Origin of the sequence: Aestuariivirga sp. (assembly GCF_965227715.1) — a bacterium.
Lineage (GTDB): Bacteria > Pseudomonadota > Alphaproteobacteria > Rhizobiales > Aestuariivirgaceae > Aestuariivirga.
On sequence record NZ_OZ245771.1, the window covers coordinates 535,449 to 553,513 of the forward strand.

Annotated in this window: 17 protein-coding genes; 11 read left to right on the forward strand and 6 right to left on the reverse strand. The window is 61.7% G+C overall.

Annotated features, from left to right (window positions below; genetic code table 11):
• Window positions 1-119: 119 nt before the first annotated feature.
• A complete protein-coding gene (gene parE, locus ACO06F_RS02630) occupies window positions 120-2,153 on the reverse strand; it encodes a DNA topoisomerase IV subunit B (RefSeq protein WP_421695148.1) in 2,034 nt (677 codons plus the stop codon).
• Between the two features lie 94 nt (window positions 2,154-2,247).
• Between parE and ACO06F_RS02635 the strand changes: the two genes are divergently transcribed.
• From ACO06F_RS02635 to ACO06F_RS02685, 11 genes are all read left to right on the forward strand, one after another.
• A complete protein-coding gene (locus ACO06F_RS02635; RefSeq protein ID WP_421695149.1) occupies window positions 2,248-2,772 on the forward strand; it encodes a hypothetical protein in 525 nt (174 codons plus the stop codon).
• Between the two features lie 161 nt (window positions 2,773-2,933).
• Window positions 2,934-3,221, forward strand: a complete 288-nt coding sequence (locus ACO06F_RS02640; RefSeq protein WP_421695150.1) for a hypothetical protein — start codon at window positions 2,934-2,936, stop codon at window positions 3,219-3,221.
• A 12-nt stretch (window positions 3,222-3,233) separates the two neighbouring features.
• A complete protein-coding gene (locus ACO06F_RS02645) occupies window positions 3,234-3,644 on the forward strand; it encodes a hypothetical protein (protein ID WP_421695151.1) in 411 nt (136 codons plus the stop codon).
• 10 nt (window positions 3,645-3,654) lie between these two features.
• Window positions 3,655-3,822, forward strand: coding sequence for a hypothetical protein (locus tag ACO06F_RS02650; protein WP_421695152.1), 168 nt, complete (start codon window positions 3,655-3,657; stop codon window positions 3,820-3,822).
• 10 nt (window positions 3,823-3,832) lie between these two features.
• The gene (locus ACO06F_RS02655; RefSeq protein ID WP_421695153.1) at window positions 3,833-5,236 is read left to right on the forward strand and encodes an APC family permease; all 1,404 of its coding nucleotides are present in this window, start codon (window positions 3,833-3,835) and stop codon (window positions 5,234-5,236) included.
• 60 nt (window positions 5,237-5,296) lie between these two features.
• Window positions 5,297-6,010, forward strand: a complete 714-nt coding sequence (locus ACO06F_RS02660; protein WP_421695154.1) for a hypothetical protein — start codon at window positions 5,297-5,299, stop codon at window positions 6,008-6,010.
• Window positions 6,007-6,303, forward strand: coding sequence for a hypothetical protein (locus ACO06F_RS02665; RefSeq protein ID WP_421695155.1), 297 nt, complete (start codon window positions 6,007-6,009; stop codon window positions 6,301-6,303). The genes ACO06F_RS02660 and ACO06F_RS02665 overlap by 4 nt, the downstream gene beginning before the upstream one ends.
• Window positions 6,304-6,398: 95 nt before the next feature.
• On the forward strand, window positions 6,399-7,829 hold the full coding sequence (locus ACO06F_RS02670; RefSeq protein WP_421695156.1) for a homospermidine synthase: 1,431 nt from the start codon (window positions 6,399-6,401) through the stop codon (window positions 7,827-7,829).
• 129 nt (window positions 7,830-7,958) lie between these two features.
• Window positions 7,959-9,743, forward strand: coding sequence for an extracellular solute-binding protein (locus ACO06F_RS02675; RefSeq protein WP_421695157.1), 1,785 nt, complete (start codon window positions 7,959-7,961; stop codon window positions 9,741-9,743).
• The gene (locus ACO06F_RS02680; RefSeq protein ID WP_421695158.1) at window positions 9,740-11,182 is read left to right on the forward strand and encodes an acyl-CoA synthetase; all 1,443 of its coding nucleotides are present in this window, start codon (window positions 9,740-9,742) and stop codon (window positions 11,180-11,182) included. Before ACO06F_RS02675 ends, ACO06F_RS02680 begins: the two co-directional genes overlap by 4 nt.
• Window positions 11,179-11,829: a DsbA family oxidoreductase gene (locus ACO06F_RS02685; RefSeq protein ID WP_421696605.1), complete on the forward strand. Its 651-nt coding sequence runs from the start codon at window positions 11,179-11,181 to the stop codon at window positions 11,827-11,829. Before ACO06F_RS02680 ends, ACO06F_RS02685 begins: the two co-directional genes overlap by 4 nt.
• A 78-nt stretch (window positions 11,830-11,907) precedes the next feature.
• On the opposite strand, the gene ACO06F_RS02690 is transcribed toward ACO06F_RS02685, so the two are convergent.
• The 5 genes from ACO06F_RS02690 to ACO06F_RS02710 form a co-directional block, all read right to left on the reverse strand.
• On the reverse strand, window positions 11,908-13,407 hold the full coding sequence (locus ACO06F_RS02690; RefSeq protein WP_421695159.1) for a cryptochrome/photolyase family protein: 1,500 nt from the start codon (window positions 13,405-13,407) through the stop codon (window positions 11,908-11,910).
• Entirely contained in the window at window positions 13,404-13,673 is a 270-nt protein-coding gene (locus tag ACO06F_RS02695) for a DUF2256 domain-containing protein (protein ID WP_421695160.1), read from the reverse strand. Before ACO06F_RS02695 ends, ACO06F_RS02690 begins: the two co-directional genes overlap by 4 nt.
• On the reverse strand, window positions 13,564-14,292 hold the full coding sequence (locus ACO06F_RS02700; RefSeq protein WP_421695161.1) for an SDR family NAD(P)-dependent oxidoreductase: 729 nt from the start codon (window positions 14,290-14,292) through the stop codon (window positions 13,564-13,566). Before ACO06F_RS02700 ends, ACO06F_RS02695 begins: the two co-directional genes overlap by 110 nt.
• A 61-nt stretch (window positions 14,293-14,353) precedes the next feature.
• A complete protein-coding gene (ppx, locus tag ACO06F_RS02705; RefSeq protein WP_421695162.1) occupies window positions 14,354-15,868 on the reverse strand; it encodes an exopolyphosphatase in 1,515 nt (504 codons plus the stop codon).
• Window positions 15,865-18,045 (reverse strand): RNA degradosome polyphosphate kinase, encoded by a 2,181-nt coding sequence (locus ACO06F_RS02710; protein ID WP_421695163.1) that lies wholly within the window; start codon window positions 18,043-18,045, stop codon window positions 15,865-15,867. The genes ppx and ACO06F_RS02710 overlap by 4 nt, the downstream gene beginning before the upstream one ends.
• Window positions 18,046-18,065: the final 20 nt, after the last annotated feature.

Genomic DNA, 18,065 nt, shown 5'->3' on the forward strand with positions numbered 1-18,065 from the left:
CTCCACTATAAATTACTTTGTAAACACCGTTAGCTTTCCGCAGCACATTGACTTCTTCGCATACATGAATTTAGTTCCGAAAATCTTTCGGCTCCCACTTCTTAGCTTCCGGAGCCGATTCAAATATCCAGCCCCTCCTCGCTCACAAACTCCGCGCGCTCACTTATGAAGTTGAACCGCTCCTCGGGCTTGTTTCCCATCAGCTGCTCGACCGTCTTTGCCGTTGCGGTGCGGGCGGCGTCTTCGAGCGTCACCCGGAGGAGGTGGCGCTTCCGCGGGTCCATGGTGGTTTCCTTCAGCTGCGCGGGGAGCATCTCGCCCAGGCCCTTGAAGCGGCTGACTTCGACCTTGCCGCGGCCGGACATTTCGGTGCGCAGCAGTTCCTGGCGGTGCTTTTCGTCCCGCGCGTAGGCGACCTTGGGGCCTTGGGCCAGCTTATAAAGCGGGGGCACGGCCAGATAGAGGTGGCCCTGGTCGATGAGGAGCGGCATCTGGCGGTAGAAGAAGGTCATCAGCAGGGATGCGATGTGGGCGCCGTCGACGTCGGCATCCGTCATGATGATGATCTTGTCATAGCGCAGGTCTTCCTCGCGGTAGGAGGAGCCCGTGCCGCAGCCAAGGGCCTGGATCAGGTCCGCCAGCTGCTGGTTCTGGTTCATCTTGTCCTTGGTGGCGGAGGCCACGTTCAGGATTTTGCCGCGTAAAGGGAGAACGGCCTGGGTCTCGCGGTTGCGCGCCTGCTTGGCGGAGCCGCCGGCCGAGTCACCTTCGACGATGAAGATTTCGGAGCCATCCTTCTGCGTGGCGGAGCAATCCGCCAGCTTGCCGGGGAGCCTGAGTTTCCTGACGGCGGTCTTGCGGGAGACGTCCTTCTCCTGGCGCCGCCGGATGCGGTCCTCGGCGTGTTCGATGATGAAGTTGAGCAGCTTGTCCGCCTGGGCCGGGTGGCCCGTCAGCCAATGGTCGAAATGATCGCGCACGGCATTCTCGACAATGCGCATGGCCTCGACGGTTGCCAGCTTGTCCTTGGTCTGGCCCTGGAACTCCGGCTCCCGGATGAAGACGGAGAGCAGTGCGCCGGAGGAGACCATCACGTCATCCGCGGTGATAACGGCGGCGCGCTTGTTCTGCGTCATGTCCGCATAGGTGCGGATCGATTTGGTGAGCGCGGTGCGGAGCCCCTGCTCATGGGTGCCGCCTTCGGGCGTGGGGATGGTGTTGCAATAGGACGAGGAGAAGCCGTCATCGCCGCCGAACCAGGCAACTGCCCATTCGACCGTGCCGTGGCCCCCTTCCTTTTCCACCCGGCCTGCGAAAATTTCATCCGCCACCCGGGTCTTGCCGTCCAGCCGCTCGGCCAGGAAGTCCTTGAGGCCGCCGGGGAAGTGGAGCACGGCCTTGTCGGGCGTCTCCTTGTCCTTGATGAGGGACGGGTCGCAGGACCAGCGGATCTCAACGCCGCCGAAGAGATAGGATTTGGAGCGCGACATCCGGTAGAGGCGCGCGGCCGAGAAGACGGTGTTGCCCTTGCCGAAGATTTGCTCATCCGGATGGAAGGAAACCTTGGTGCCGCGGCGGCCCGAAACCTTGCCGAGGTTCTGGATCGGCCCCACCGGCTTGCCGCGCCGGAATTCCTGGCGGTAGAGCTGCTGGCCGCGCGCGACTTCCACCACCACATGGTCCGACAGCGCATTCACCACCGAGACGCCGACGCCGTGGAGGCCGCCCGAGGTTTCATAGGCGCCGGAATCGAACTTGCCGCCCGAATGCAGCGTGGTCATGATGACTTCGAGGGCGGACTTATCCTTGAACTTGGGGTGCGGGTCGATCGGGATGCCGCGGCCATTGTCCGTGACGGAGAGGTAGCCGTCCGCTGCGTAATGAACGTCAATCCAGGTGGCGTGGCCCGCCACGGCTTCGTCCATCGCGTTGTCGAGGACTTCGGCAAAGAGATGGTGCAGCGCCTTCTCATCCGTGCCGCCGATATACATGCCGGGGCGGCGGCGGACGGGTTCCAACCCTTCCAAAACCTCGATATCAGCGGCGGTATAGCTCTCCTCACCGCGTGATTTGGCCGGGCCTTTGCTGGGCTGGGGCTTCGCTGCAGCGGGGAGTTCATCAAAGAGAGAGGCGGATTTGGCGGGCTTGGCCATTCTTGTTCCCGAATCGTTTCAAGCGCTCACTATCGCCCCCGGGGGGTGGCTTGCAACACTTGACTTCGAAGGCCCGGAAAGGGCCTTCTCCCGCTTGATGTCCGAACCCGTCGTCATTGCCAACCGGCCCCATCTCGCCAGGCTGCTGCTTCTGTTCTGGTTGGCGGAAGTGGCCGTTGGGCTGCTGTTCGCGGCCGGGGGACTGCGCCTCTTCGGCCCGTCGGAGAATGGCGGGGCCGCGGTGCTCATCCTCATGGGGCTGGTGCTGACGGCTGCAGGCGTGGTGATGGCGGGCCTGTGCTGGCGCATCGCCAGGCTCCGCGGCGCAGCAATCGAGATGACGGCGGAAGGGCTGCTCGACCGGAGGCTCAGTGAGCGGCGGCTCCCCTGGGCGGCGATCCGCTGGAAGGTGATGTTCAACGGACGCTCCTATGCGGTGCAGTTCGACCTTTCGGAGCCCGTCCGGAGCGAGGCTGCAATCTGCTGGCCGCAGCGGGCGCTCGGCCTGTTCAGCCGCATGCTGCGCCACCCTGAGTTCACACTCTCCACGCTTGGCACCGGCATCTCTGCCCATGAGCTTGGCAAAAGGCTTGAGCGATTTTCCTCTGCATCTTCCTGAACATTTGCGATTTCAACATGGTTTGTCACCGCCAGATTGCTTGACATCGATTGCAGAGGAGAGTTTCCTCCCATCAAACAAAGTTGCCTCGCAGCAAACGACTCAATGGGATTGGCCCGGCTCGCTGTGGGGATAAACAGCCGGACAATGGGAGAAGACGCATGGCAGACCTCAAGCAACGCATTGAGGCGATGTACCGACGCGATGTGCTGGTCGCATACGCGTTTGTCATAGGCCTCTGGCTCGCGATTATCTTCGTGATGATCGCCACGTGGAACATCGCGCCCGAAGGACCCTGGCGCACCATCCTGTTAATCGGCGGCGCTGCCGTCCTCCTGTTCAACACCGCCTCCATGAGCGCGATGGTGAAGCACTACAAGGAAGACAAGGACTTCATCTACGGCCTCGACCTCAAGCATCTCGACGAGATGCGCGGCAAGCGGCACTGAGGGAGAGCGCAAATGGCAAAATACACTCCCCCCCGCCAGAGCAAGATCGGGCAGATCATCGACGTGCTCGTTCTTCTCATCCTCACCGTCGGCGCACTCTACATTCCCTTGTGGATGGGGCTGGCCGGCGGCGCCAAGGTGCCCGCGGCCTTCAACCCCGATGCAACCTGGGAATCCCTCGGACAGAACCCTGCCATGGTGAAGCAATGGGAGGCACTCGGCCAGTACAATGCCGTTGTCGCCGACCCCAAGGACGAAGCCCTGCAGGCGATGATCACCTCACGCTACGACTACTGGGCATTTTCCACCTGGGAACTGATCCTGATGATCGTGGTGGTGCTTGGTTACTTCATCATTGTGGTCCGGCTTTCCGGCAAGGAATACAAGGAAGTGATCGCTGAAAAATTCGGCGACGGGCGTTGAGGGCGGGCACATGGATATCTGGAATTACATGGAATACGCGGCCTGGATCCTCTCCGTGATCTTCGGCCTCTACATCATCGCCGACTGGTTCAGGATCGACACAACCTATTCGGAAGACGTTCTGACCTCGTCCCGAGAGGGCGAGCTCGAAGCGATGACCGAAAAGCACAAGCTCTGAGGACCGGACAATGGCAAATGCACAACAAACTGCCGGAGCACCGGTGGAAAAAATCAGCCTGCTGCGCGTTCTCGGCCCCGCCCATGTCTGGGCGCTGGGGGTCGGCATCGTGCTTGTGGGCGAATACATGGGCTGGAACTTCGGCGTGGGAAAGGGCGGTGCCTATGCCGCGCTGATCGCCTGCTGGTTCGCGGGCCTTCTCTATACCTGCGTCGCGATGATCGACTCCGAGGTGACCTCCACGGTCGCCGCGGCGGGTGGTCAGTACACGCAGGCCAAGCACATCATCGGCCCGCTGATGGCCTTCAACGTCGGGCTCTATCTCGTCTTCGCCTACACCATGCTGGAGGCGGGCAACGCCATCACCATCGGCTTCCTCGTCGATCAGGTGGCCAACATGTTCGGCCATAGCGGCATCGATCAGCGCCCCTTCATCGTGGTCTCGATCCTGTTCCTCGCCTGGCTGAACTATCGCGGCGTTCTCGCCACGCTGAACTTCAACCTGGTGATCACCGCGATCGCCTTCATCGCGATCCTCCTGCTGTTTGTGGGAACGGCCGTGCTGCCCAACTCGCCTCTCGACCATGCCGGATTGATGTCGGACCAGGCCGCATTGCCCTATGGCTGGATCGGCGTCGTCGCCGCCATGCACTTCGGCCTGTGGTATTATCTCGGCATCGAAGGCACGACACAGGCCGCGGAAGAAGTGCGCTCGCCTGCGCGCGCCCTTCCCTTCGGCACCATGGCCGGCATCATCACACTGCTGATCGCCGCGTCGCTGACATGGTATGTCTGCGCCGGGCTGATGCCGTGGGAGTATCTGGGCCAGGCTGGTGTTCCGCTGTTCGACGCGGGCCGCCTCTCAGGCTCCACCTTCCTTCTGGTGCTGCTTGGCATTGGCACGCTGTTCTCGACGCTTGCCTCGGCCAATGGCTGCATCAACGATGCATCGCGTGCCTGGTTCGCCATGGGCCGCGACCATTACCTGCCGCAGTGGTTCGGGGCCGTTCACCCGAAATACCGCACACCCTACCGTTCGATCATCTTCCTGGTGCCGATTGCGTTGATCTTCGCGCTGGGTGCACCGCTGGACCAGGTGATCACCTTCTCGATCCTGTCAGGCCTTCTCGAATATACCTTCATGCCGATCAATGTGATCATGTTCCGCAGGAAGTGGCCGCTCGACACGATCAAGCGGGGTTACGTGCATCCGTTCCACCCGGTCCCCGCGATTGTGCTGCTGACGCTCTGTGGCGTCACATATTTCGCGGTGTTCCTGGGTTACGGCACGCAGCTCATTGCCATGGTGGGCTTCTACATCGTGGTGTCGCTGTGGTTCCACTTCTGGCGCTACCGCTTCGTGAAGCGCGGCGACCAGTTCACCATGCCCTGGCCGCGCCCGCGCGGCTACTGACGGGGCAGACGCGAAACGCAACAGTGCTGGTCCGTCTCCCTCCGAGGCGGGCCAGTTTCATTGACCGGAACCAGAACGCAATTGTCCTTCGATCATTCCATGATGGCATTGCTGGCCGCACTCGCTGGCACTGCCTTCCTCTTCGTTCTGACGCGCCACCTGCGCGACGGCCGCTCCCGCATGGCCAAGCGGGCCGCCTTTCTTGACGAGGTGCAGACGCTGTTTTCGGATGGGTTGAAGAAGCTGAACCCGGACGGTTTCCCGCGCATCTCCGGCCGCTATCTGGGTCACACTTTCGATATTCAGGCGGTGCCGGATACGCTGAACATCAGAAAGCTGCCCACGCTGTGGCTGCTCGTCACCCTGCCCGAGCCGATGCCGGTGCGCGGAACCTTTGACCTGATGATGCGGCCCCGCGGGGTCGAGATGTTCTCGAAGCATGCGGAGCTCCCCGTTCAGATGGCGGCGGATTCAGGCTTCCCGCATGATTGCTCGATCCGCACCGATGCGCCGCGTGACCTGCCGCCGCGCGAGCTCCTGCTCAGGCACATAGGCATTCTGGAGGATGCGCGCGCCAAGGAACTGCTCATCTCGCCCAAGGGCCTGCGCATCGTCTGGCTGGCGGAAGAGGCAAACCGCGGGCGCTACCTGATCTTCCGTGACAGCGAGATGGGACTTGCCCCCTTCCCCGCCGCGGACTTGAAGCCGCTTCTTGATGACCTGATGGCGCTGCGAGCAGACCTTGTTGCAGACGCTCCGGAGAAGCTGACATGACCGAGATTCCCGCCGCGGACCGCAAGCCGCCCAATCCGCTGCTGATCCTCGCATCGGCAATCGTGCTGCCTGGGTCGGGCCAGGTGTTCAACCGCGAACCCTTCCGCGGGCTGATCTTCGTGTTTTTCATGCTGCTCCTCGGCGGCTTTACGCTGGTGACGGCGAAGCCCGATGTCTCCATCGTGGGCAAGCTTTCAGGTGGCATCTTCGTCTATGCGATCGCGGTCTATGACGCCTACAAGAGGGCGCGCATCCGCTATGAAACCTGGCGCTATGCCAAAGGCCGCGGCTGACCTGCTTCGCACCTGCACAAGAATTTTCTTTTGCAAGACGGGTCCACCCGCTATAGGCGCAATATATTCACACCAAAAACAGGAGTTCCGATGAAATGACCAACTGGCCCGTGCACGCCGCGTGGAATGGCCCCATCGTGATGATCGGCTTCGGCTCGATCGGCAGGGGAACACTGCCGCTGATCCTCCGCCACATCAAATGCGATCCAAAACAGATCACGGTCATCGATCCCGACGCGTCCAGGAGTCAGCTGGTTGAAAGCCAAGGCGCTTCGTTCATCGGCCAGGCGTTGACGCCCAAGAACTACCGGAAAATTCTGACGCCGCTGCTGACGGCAGGCGAGAGCCCCGCTTTCATCGTCAACTTGTCGGTCGATGTCGACAGCCTCGACATCATGCGCCTCGCCCGCGAGACGCATTCGCTCTACATCGACACGGTTATCGAGCCGTGGCCGGGCTTCTATTACAATTCCAAAGTCCCCCAAGGCGATCGCACCAACTATGCGCTGCGCGAGAAGCTGCTGGCGCTGAAGAAGGCGCTGGGCCCCGGCCCCACCGCCGTTTCCTGCTGCGGGGCGAACCCCGGCATGGTGTCCTGGTTCGTGAAGCAGGCACTGATGGATATTGCGGCTGCCACCAAGACCCAGGTGGCCGAGCCCAAGACGCGAGACGGCTGGGCCAAGCTCATGAAGCGCCTGGGCATCAAGGGCATCCATGTGGCTGAGCGAGACACGCAGCGCACCAAGAAGCCGAAGCCCTTCGGCACCTTCGTCAACACCTGGTCGGTTGAAGGCTTCATTTCCGAAGGGCTGCAGCCCGCGGAACTGGGCTGGGGAACGCATGAGAAAAAGCTGCCGCCCAAGGCCAAGCGCCACAAAACGGGAAGCGGAGCTGCGATCTATATCGAAACACCGGGTGCCGACACGCGTGTGCGCACCTGGACGCCGACGGAGGGCGCCCATTTCGGATACCTCGTCACCCATAATGAGGCGATCTCGATTGCGGACTACTACACGGTGCGGGATGGCCGGAAGGTCACTTACCGCCCGACGTGCCACTATGCTTATCACCCGTCCAATGATGCGGTTCTGTCCTGGCATGAGATGCTGGGCAATGGCGGCAAGCGCCTGAAGCACGCCTATGTGCTGGACGAAGACCAGATCGCCGACGGGCGTGACGAGCTGGGCGTGCTGCTCTATGGGCACAAGAAGAACGCCTATTGGTTTGGCTCGCAGCTCTCGATCGAAGAGGCCCGCACGCTTGCCCCCTACCAGAGCGCCACGGGCCTGCAAGTGACCTCCGCCGTGCTGGCGGGCATGATCTGGGCCATCGAGAACCCCCTCTCCGGCATCGTCGAAACGGACGAGATGGACTATCGCCGCTGCCTTGAACTCCAAACCCCCTATCTGGGCCCGGTGCGCGGCGTCTACACCAACTGGACCCCGCTCGACTCCGTCATCGAGCTCTTCGCCACCGATCTCGACCGCAAGGATCCCTGGCAGTTCCAGAACATATTGGTGAGGTAGGGCGATCATCCGCCCTCTCGCGTCAAAAACCCCACACCCTGTCCTCTCCCCCATTCGGGGGAGAGCGCGTGGTGGAGAGCAAGCCCCACAGCGCTTGAGGCCGTTGCCCGGATGCCATAGATAAAGGGCATGACAAAGCTCCGCCGCACCTTCCTTGCCGCCGCCGCCGTTTTTGCCTTCACATCGCTCGCCGTGGCGGAGCCGAAACCCGGGATCGCCATGCTGGGGGAGCCAGCGCTACCGGCGAATTTCAAGAACCTGCCCTATGTGAACCCGGATGCGCCGCAGGGCGGGCAGTTGCGGCAGGCGGTGACGGGCTCCTTCGACAGCGTCAACCCCTTCATCGTGAAGGGTTCCGCCGTGACGGGTGTGCGCACCTATGTGTTCGAGAGCCTGCTGGGGCGGAACGGGAACGAGCCCTTCTCGCTCTACGGCCTGCTGGCAGAGACGATTGACGTCTCCGATGACCGCCAGAGCTTCACCTTCAAGATCAGGCCCGAGGCAAAATTCTCGGACGGAACCCCGGTGACTGCGGCAGATGTGGTGTTCTCCATGGAGACGCTGCGGGACAAGGGCGTGCCAGGATTCAAGAACTCATATGCGAAGGTCACGAAGATTGAGACGCCGGACGACCACACCGTCACTTTTCATCAGGGGGAAAACGACCGAGAACTGCCTTTGATCATCGGACTTATGCCAATACTGTCGAAGAGCTTCTGGAAGGACAGGGATTTTGCCCAGACGACTTTAGATCCTCTTGTCGGCTCCGGGCCATATACGATGAGCGTCATTCGCCCGGGCGAAACGATGACTTACCTCAAGAATCCGGAGTATTGGGGCAAGGACTTAGCCATCAACAAGGGCTTGTGGAATTTTGACCAGGTCCGGTTCGACTATTACCGCGACGCAAATGCCGCCTTTGAAGCCTTTAAATCTGGGCTTGCTGATGTAAGAATCGAAACCGACCCTGTACGTTGGAACAAGGCCTATGATTTTCCGGCAGTAAAAGACGGCAAGATTACATTGGAGAAAATCAAGCGGCAGACACCCGCACCGGCCGCCGGATTCGTGTTCAATACAAGGCGCGAGCTGTTCGCCGATCCGCGTGTGCGTGAAGCCCTTACTCTAGCGTTTGATTTTGAATGGGCCAATTCGAATTTATTCTCCAATTCCTATCACCGCACTTACGGCTACTATAGCGATTCAGAGCTATCTTCGGCTGGTATTCCTGTGGATGACGCAGAGAGGAAAGTCTTGGGCGATGCGCTCTCAAAGCTGCGCCCGGACTTTATCGATGGCAGTTACAAGGTTCCCGTCAGTGATGGCTCAGGACGCGACCGGAAGCTGCTGCGTAAGGCCGTAAGTCTGCTTCAAGATGCTGGTTGGACTCAGTCCGACGGAAAGCTCATCAACGAAAAGGGTGAACCATTCACCTTCACCATTACTGTCAGTGATGCAAGCCAGGAGAAAATAGCACTTCATTATCAGCGCACCCTTGCGATCATAGGCATAACTGCGAATGTGAGAACAGTTGATACCTCGCAATTCGTCCGGATGCGCGGGAACTATGATTTTGATGTCATATGGTGGACTTGGTATAATTCCCTTTCGCCCGGGAATGAGCAGGTTGTCTATTTTGGTTCGGAGGGCCGCAAGCTGCCGGGCACGCGGAACTATCCCGGCATTGCGGACCCTGCCGTTGACGCCGCCATCAAGGCGATGCTCGATGCCAAGACGCGGGAGGAGTTCGTGGCGGCCGTGCGCGCCGAAGACCGCCTCCTCACATCCGGATTCTACATGGTGCCGCTCTTCGATGCGGGCGGCCAATGGGTGGCGCGCTGGAACACCATCGGGCGGCCAGAGGCGCAGCCTTTGACCGGTTTTGAAGCCACGTCCCTCTGGCAGGTGCCGTGACATTCACGGGCGAACAGCCGCCGGCGCGGCTGAACCTCGCGCGCCATTGCCTGAGTGGCAAGCCTGCGGAGAAGACAGCGCTCATCGCCGCCGGACGGGAAACGGAACGCTGGAGTTATGGCGCGCTGGAAGACGCTGTGCTGCGTTTGTCCGAGGGGCTTCGCCGCCAGGGTGTCACCGATGGCGAGCGCCTGTTCATCCGCATGGGGAATTCGCCGGACTACGCGCTGCTCTTCTTCGCGGCCAATGCGGCCGGGGCGGTGCCGGTTCCGGCGTCCTCCCTTCTCACGCCGCGCGAGGTTGACTTCATCCTGCGCCACAGCGGTGTCCGCTTCATCGCCTGGGACGGCGCGTTGCCGTTGCCGCAGATGGATGGCCAGCGCCTGTTTGGGCCCGAAGACATTGCGGCGATGAAGCGAGCGCCGGCGGGGTCCTATGCGGATACAGCCGCCGATGATCCGGCCTATCTCATCTTCACCAGTGGCACCTCCGGAACGCCCAAGGGCGTGCTCCACGGCCAGCGCACCCTCTGGGGGCGGCGGCCCATGTATCAGGGCTGGTATGGCATCGGGCCAGACGATGTGATGCTGCATACCGGCGCTTTCAACTGGACCTATACGCTGGGAACGGGGCTGTTCGATCCCTTCGTCAATGGCTGCACATCAGTTGTCTATACAGGTGAGCGGGACATATCCATCTGGGCGCGGCTCATGACGGAACACGGCGTGACAATTTTTGGCTCTGTTCCTGGCCTGTATAGACAGCTTCTGAGATCGGGCTTCCGGCAGGCCGGCATGCTGCGGCACGGTCTCACGGCCGGAGAGGCGATGGCGCCACCCATTTTGAACGCCTGGCGCCAGCAGACCGGCCTCGAGATTTATGAGGGGCTGGGGATGAGTGAGATTTCGACCTATATCTCAACCTCGCCATCGGTTGCCATCAAGCCGGGCTCTCCCGGAAAGCCGCAGCCGGGCCGGGCTGTACGCATTCTCGAAAGTGGCGAGATCGGTGTCCACCGCTCGGATCCCGGCCTGTTCCTGCGATACTGGGGAGAGGACACCCCCGAGGATGAGTGGTTCGCTACGGGTGACCTGGCCGAAATCGATGCCGATGGCTATGTCTGGTCCCGCGGCCGGGCAGATGAGCTGATGAATGCCGGCGGCTACCGCGTTTCCCCGGTCGAAGTCGAGGCCGTACTGCTGCAGCACCCCCAGGTGGCGGAGGCGGGTGTCAGGGAATGGCGTGTCTCCGACTCGGCCACCATCATCGCCGCCTTCCTCGTGCCGCAGCCGGGCGCAAGGCTTGATGAAGAGGCCGTTCTGGCGTTTGTCAGAGACAGGCTCGCCGCCTATAAGTGCCCGAAACAGCTCTGGTTCGTGCCTGCGCTCCCGCGGACCCCCAATGGCAAGCTTATCCGGAAGTCGCTGGAGAAACCCTGATGGCCGACCCCTTCATCATCGACGTCGTGTCAGACGTCATTTGCCCGTGGTGCTTCCTGGGCAAGCGCCGGCTGGATGCCGCGCTGAAGCAGCTCGATCTCAGCGTCTTCATCCGCTGGCGGCCCTTCATGCTGGACCCCACCATTCCGCCGGAAGGATTGGACCGGCAGCAATACATGCTGAACAAGTTCGGGCCTGAGAAGCTCAAGACCATCCACGACCCGCTGATCGAGGCGGGGAAGGAACTGGGTGTACCCTATCATTTCGATCTCATCACGCGCACGCCCAACACACTCGATGCGCACCGGGTGATCCGCTGGGCCCACACGGTGGAGCGGCAGACCGAAATGGTGGAGCGCCTATTCATGGCCTACTGGAGCGAGGGCAAGGACGTGGGCAACCGCGACGTGCTGGCCGCCTGCGCAGGCGAGGCCGGCATCAACGCCGCGCAAATCCGTGAGCTTCTCGACAGCGAGCAGGATGTTGCAGAGACACGCGCCGAAATCGAGCATGCCACCAACATCGGTGTGACCGGCGTTCCAACATTCATCCTTGCACAGAGCTATGCCCTGACAGGCGCGCAATCACCCGACGTGCTGGCGGACGCAATCGGCCGCGTTGCCCGGGAACTGGCCGAGGAAGCTTAGAGCGTCGGCCGCTCATATGTGCTTCTCGTATCTCCCTGTTCACTCCGTCATTCCGACGAAGGGAAAATGTCTGCCGTCCTAAAGATTGTCGAGAAACGCCCTGGCCTCCGCCGTGATTTCGGTTTTCTTCGCCTCATCCATCTTTGCGAGGGTGCGATAAGGCATGGCCATGCGGGGATTGGTCTTCAGGGCTTGCTCATTGCGCATCAGGAAATCCCAGTAGAGGTAGTTGAACGGGCAGGCCTTGGGCCCAAGCTTGACATCGGGCCGGTAGGCGCAGCCCGCACAGTAGTTAGACATGCGGTTGATATAGGCCCCGGACGCCGCATAGGGCTTTGAGGCCATGATGCCGCCATCCGCAAACAGCGCCATGCCGTGGGTGTTGGGAAGCTCCACCCACTCATAGGCATCGGCGTAAACCAGCAGATACCACTGCTGCACCTCCTTCGGGTCAAGCCCCGCCAGAAGTGCGAAATTGCCGGTCACCATCAGCCGCTGAATGTGATGGGCGTAGGCGTGACGCATCGTGTCGCCGATGGACTGGGCAAGGCAGTTCATCTCGGTTTTTCCGGTCCAATAGAAACCGGGAAGCGCGCGGTGCGCGGCGAGCGCGTTCGTCTCCGCATATCCCGGCATCTTCAGCCAATAAAGGCCGCGCACATATTCGCGCCAGCCGAGGATCTGGCGGATGAAGCCCTCGACCGCATTCAATGGCGCATCGCCACTCCGCCACGCAGCTTCGGCCGCGTCACAGATCTCGCGCGGCGTGAGCAGACCGATATTGAGATAGGGCGAGAGGATGGAATGAAAGAGGAAGGCATTGCCCTGGCGCATCGCATCCTGATAGTCGCCGAAGTTCGGCAGGCAGGCTGTGATGAAATGCGACAGCGCCTCCAGCGCATCGGTCCGCGTCACCGCCCAGCCGAAGGGCTCGAGATCACCGAAGTGACCGCCGAAGCGTTCGGCCACCATCGTCATCACGCCGCGGGTGATTGCATCCGGCTCGAAGCGCTGGCGCTTTGGCGGCAACACATCCTTGGGCAGCGCCTTGCGATTGTCTTGATCGAAATTCCACTGGCCGCCTTCCGGTTCATCCCCATCCATGAGGAGGCCGGAGAGGCGGCGCATGTCGCGGTAGAAGAACTCCATGCGCAGCTGCTTGCGTGCCCCCGCCCAAGCCGCGAAGCTGGCGGGAGTGGCGAAGAAGCGGTCATCATTGCGGATCTCCGCACCCCACGTGTCCATCATTTGGCGCACGCGGTATTCACCGGGCTCGGTGACGACAATCCGCGATGGTGCCAAGCGGGCGGCGGCGCGTTCAAGCTCTGTGGTGAAGGAGCCTGTATTGGCGGGATCATCCAGCGTGACGTAGTCCACGCTCATGCCATCACGCCGTAGATCTTCCGCAAAGTGGCGCATGGCGGAGAAGACGAGCGTCAGCTTCTGTTTGTGGTGCCTGACGTAGCTTGCCTCCTCAAGCACCTCCATCATCAGCACCGTGTCACCGGGCTCATAATCGCGCAGTGAGGAAAGACTGCGGGTCAGCTGATCACCCAGAACGATGCGGAGCGTGCTCATTGGGGCTTCTGCTTCAAAGCTGTGCGGCAGCGGTCCGAACAGGCTTTGACATTCTCCCAGTCACGCGCCCACTTCTTGCGCCAGGCAAAGGGTTTCCCACAACCCGCACAGAGCTTCGAGGGCAACTCATCCTTCTTGCGCATGCGCGCCATTGCCTCAGCCCTTGGTGCGCAGCTTGGAGCGGCCACCATCGACGCCAAGGACCTGGCCAGTGATCCAGCCGGCATCGGGCGAGAGCAGGAAGGCGGCCGCGGCGGCAATCTCATCAGGTTCGCCCAGCCGCTGCAGGGCATGAAGGCCGGCAATTGCCATGGCCATCTGCTCATTGGAGGTGAGTGTGGCGGCAAGTGGAGTTCTGGTGAGTGACGGAGCCACACAGTTGACGCGGATCTTCGGTGCAAGCTCCGCCGCAAGCGACAGCATGAGGCCTTCAACCGCACCCTTGGCCATGCCGATCGAGGCATGGGACGCAAATCCCTGCGCCACGGCGACGGTCGAGAACAGTACGATGCTGGAGTGTGTGTCATTGGCCTTCAAGGCCGGCAGGGCCGCCTGCACGGCGCGAAAGGCACCCAGCGCATTGAGGCGGAAGTCGCGCTCCACATCCTCATCGGTGATGCGCGACACAGGCTTCAAGTTGATGGAGCCGACGCAATAGGCGAGTCCGGCCACGGCGGGACCGGCCTCCTTGATGGCAGCCTCGAGCGAGGGCCGGTCCGTCACATCCGCCACGGCGGAGGTGGCGTTGAGCCCTGCCATTGCGCTCGCCAGCTTGGCGGCATCGCGGCCAATGGCGTGGATGTGATGGCCCGATGCAGATAGCCTGCGGCACAATGCGGAGCCGATGCCGCCAGCGGCACCGATGACGATGATGGTGTTTGACATGCTGTGGATACGTTAAGGTTTTGCCGGCGGTTCAGGGGTGGTGCGTGAGCCTGCCCCTGCTCTATCGCCCGATCACCAGCTTTCCCGTCCGTCCGATTTCCGCCGCAAGCCCCGCCAGGCGTTTTTCAACGCGCTCTCCTGCAAGATCGGCGAGCTTGCGCGGCAGGCGCAGAACCAGGGTTTTGTTGTCTCCCAGCTTCAGGCTGATCTTGGGCAGCATGCCGGGCATGGCGGCGGAGAGAATATAGGCGAGCCGGAAGATGCTGGATATCAGATGAGCACGCTGGTGTTCTTCATCAGCCAGCAGCCGGTTGAGGCCGTCACCGTCCTCGCCTTCGCCGTCATAGCGGTAGAACACCGTGAGCGCGAGGAACACCCGGCCCGGATGGTCAACGCCAACAAAGGCGGCCTGCGAGATCATGGAGAGCGAGCGCTCCGCCCGATAGTCAGGGTGGGCGCGCCAGCCGATATCGGCCAGCAGGCAGGCAGCATAGCGCAGGCGCTTCTGATCTTCCGTTTCAGGGAGCTTCCCCGGCCCGAAGAGCTGGTCCGTCCAGTCGCAGAGTTCGAGTTCATGTTCGGGCGAGCGCGCATAGCGCCTGGCGAAATCCCAGCAGGAGGAGAGCAGCGCATCGCTTTGCCGCTTGCGGGTGGGAAGCTTGGAATAAAGCAGCCCCTCGCGCACCCCGTAGACGGAGATTTCCACATCCTGCACCTGGGCGTGGTGCAGAAGGCGTTCCAGCACAAGGGCGCCATAGGGCATGGTGTCCGAGCGGCTGCGCGAGACTTCGCGGATTTCTTTCAGTGAGGTGGGAGAGAGATGTGCGACGAGGGAGGACAGCGAGAGCGCCTGCGGCTTCGTCATCCGGTAGCAGTGCAGCACATGCAGCGGGTAATGGCTTTGCGCCATGTGGAGTTTCGCAAGGTTTCGCCAGGTTCCGCCCACGGCATAAAAGGTGCGCCCCTTGAGCCGCTGCAGGATGTCCGTCTTGGCGAAGGCCTCATCGATGATCTCGCGGGCCTTGTCGATCGAGCCTCCGGAGAGATCCATCAGCCGCAACGGTCCGAGTGGCAGGGTGATCCCCTCCCGGAGTTTACCGTCCTTGATGTCGATCAGTTCAAGTGAGCCGCCGCCCAGATCGCCGGCCACGCCATCTGCACCGGGAATGCCGGCGATGACGCCCAAAGCCGCATAGCGCGCCTCCTCCTTGCCGGTCAGCACCTTGATGTCGGCACCGAGTGCACGCTCGGCCCGGGCGATGAATTGCGCACCGTTGGAGGCTTCGCGCGCGGCGGCCGTGGCGACCGCATAGACATGCTTGGCGCCGATCTGCCGGGCCAGGGTGCGGAAGCGCTTGAGCGCGGCGATGGCGCGTGTGACGCCATCATTCGGCAGTTTGCCCATTGTGGCCATGCCGCGGCCCAGCCCGCACAGGATCTTCTCGTTGAAAATCGGCGATGGCGAGCGCCGAAGGCCATCATAAACGACGAGGCGAACGGAATTCGAGCCGATGTCGACCACGGCCACGGGCCGGTAGGTCGGAGGTTCGGTACGGAATCCCTTGTGCCAGCTCACGGTTTTGCCTTGGCCTTCTTTTTCTTCAAGCGCACGATGATTTCGGGCGGCACATTACCGGCCTGCGAACGCCCGCGTCCAGAGAGCGAGGGGTTCTTCATGAAATAATCATGGGCATTGAAGGGCTCTTCATCAGGTGTTGGCGAAATGCGCCGGGATGATCCGTCCGCCAGCAATTCCCAGCTCTGCTGGTTGTCCATCATGTTCGCCATCATGATCTGGTCGAGGATCTGGTCATGAACCGTCGGGTTCTCGATGGGGATCAGCGTTTCCACACGGCGGTGCAAATTGCGCTGCATCCAGTCGGCCGAACTGATGTAGACCTTGGCGCGCTTGTGCGGCAGGGCGTTGCCGCCGCCGAAGCACACGATGCGCGAATGCTCCAGGAAGCGCCCGACGATGCTCTTCACCCGGATGTTTTCGGAAAGGCCCGGAACACCGGGTCTCAGGCAGCAGATGCCACGCACCACGAGGTCGATCTGCACCCCTGCCCCGCTCGCCCGGTAAAGCGCATCAATGATCCCGGGGTCGACGACGGAATTGAGCTTGGCCCATATCTGCGCTGGCCGCCCCGCCTTGGCATGCTCGATCTCTTCGTCAATGTTGTCGAGAAGCCGCTGCTTCAGGTTCAGAGGCGAAATCGCGATCTTTTCGAGGTCCTCCGGCTGGGCATAGCCCGAAATGAAGTTGAACAGCCGGGAGGCGTCCCGCACCAGTGCCGGATCGCAGGTGAAGAAGGAGATATCCGTGTAGACCTTTGCAGTGATCGGATGATAATTGCCCGTGCCGAAATGCACATAGGTACGCATGGCGTTGCTCTCGCGCCGCACCACCATGGACACCTTGGCATGGGTCTTGAGCTCGATGAAGCCGAAGACCACCTGAACGCCGGCGCGCTCAAGGTCCCGTGCCCACTGGATATTGGCCTCTTCATCGAAGCGCGCCTTGAGCTCCACCAGCGCCATCACGGATTTGCCTGCCTCCGCCGCCTTGGCAAGCGCCGCCACGATGGGGGAATCCTTCGAGGTGCGATAGAGCGTCTGCTTGATCGCCACCACGTCAGGGTCATTGGCCGCCTGCAGCACGAACTGCACGACAACGTCGAAGGATTCGTAAGGGTGGTGGACGACGATGTCCTTCTGCCGGATCGCCGCGAAACAATCTCCGCCATGGTCGCGGATGCGTTCGGGAAAGCGCGCCATGAAGGGCTTGAACTTCAGGTCGGGCCGTTCGTCCAGGATCAGCTGGCGGGTATCCGAATAACCAACCAGACCTGCGCATTCGACGATCGCGTCCCGCTGCACGTCGAGCTCTTCGGCGATGAATTCGCGAAGCGACGGCGGGGTTGCGGCATCCACCTCCATGCGGATCACCGAACCGCGGCGGCGGCGCTTCAGCGCGGATTCGAACACGCGCACGAGGTCTTCGGCCTCCTCTTCGATTTCAAGGTCGCTGTCCCGGATGACGCGCATCACGCCCTTGCCCGTCACGTCATAGCCGGGGAACAGCCGCGGAATGAACAGGCTCAGCATGTTCTCTAGCGAAATGAAGCGCACTGAGCCTTGGCCTTCGAGCGCGGGAAGGCGCACGAAGCGATCGAGCTGCTGCGGGATGGGCAGCAGCGCATTCATCTGCCCGCCGTCCTTCCGGCGCTTCAACTCCAGGCAGATGATGAAACCGCGGTTGGGGATGAAGGGAAATGGGTGCGCGGGGTCGATGGCGATGGGGGTTACCACCGGCAGGATCTGTTCGAGGAAGCGCTGGTCCAGCCAGGATTTCTCATGCGGCATCAGGTCGGTGCCGTCGGTGATGACGATGCCGTTCTCGGAGAGCTCTCGCGTGAGCTGGATCCAGCGCCGGTCCTGTTCGGCCATCAGCTCCTGGGCCAGCACGCGCACCTGGTCCAGCTGCTCCTGGGCGGACAGACCGTCGTCACTCGTCTGGGTCAGCTTCTCGCGCACCTGACCCACGAGGCCGGCGACGCGCACCATGAAGAACTCATCCAGGTTGTTGCCCGAAATAGACAGGAAGCGCAGCCGCTCCAGCAGCGGGTGCGCGGTGTTCCGCGCCTCCTCCAGAACTCGCATGTTGAAACCCAGCCACGAGATCTCGCGGTTGATGAAACGCTGCGGCATCTCGATCGTGATGGCGGAAGCAATGGGGAGCTGCTCGTTCATATCGGCCTTTCGCGCAAAAC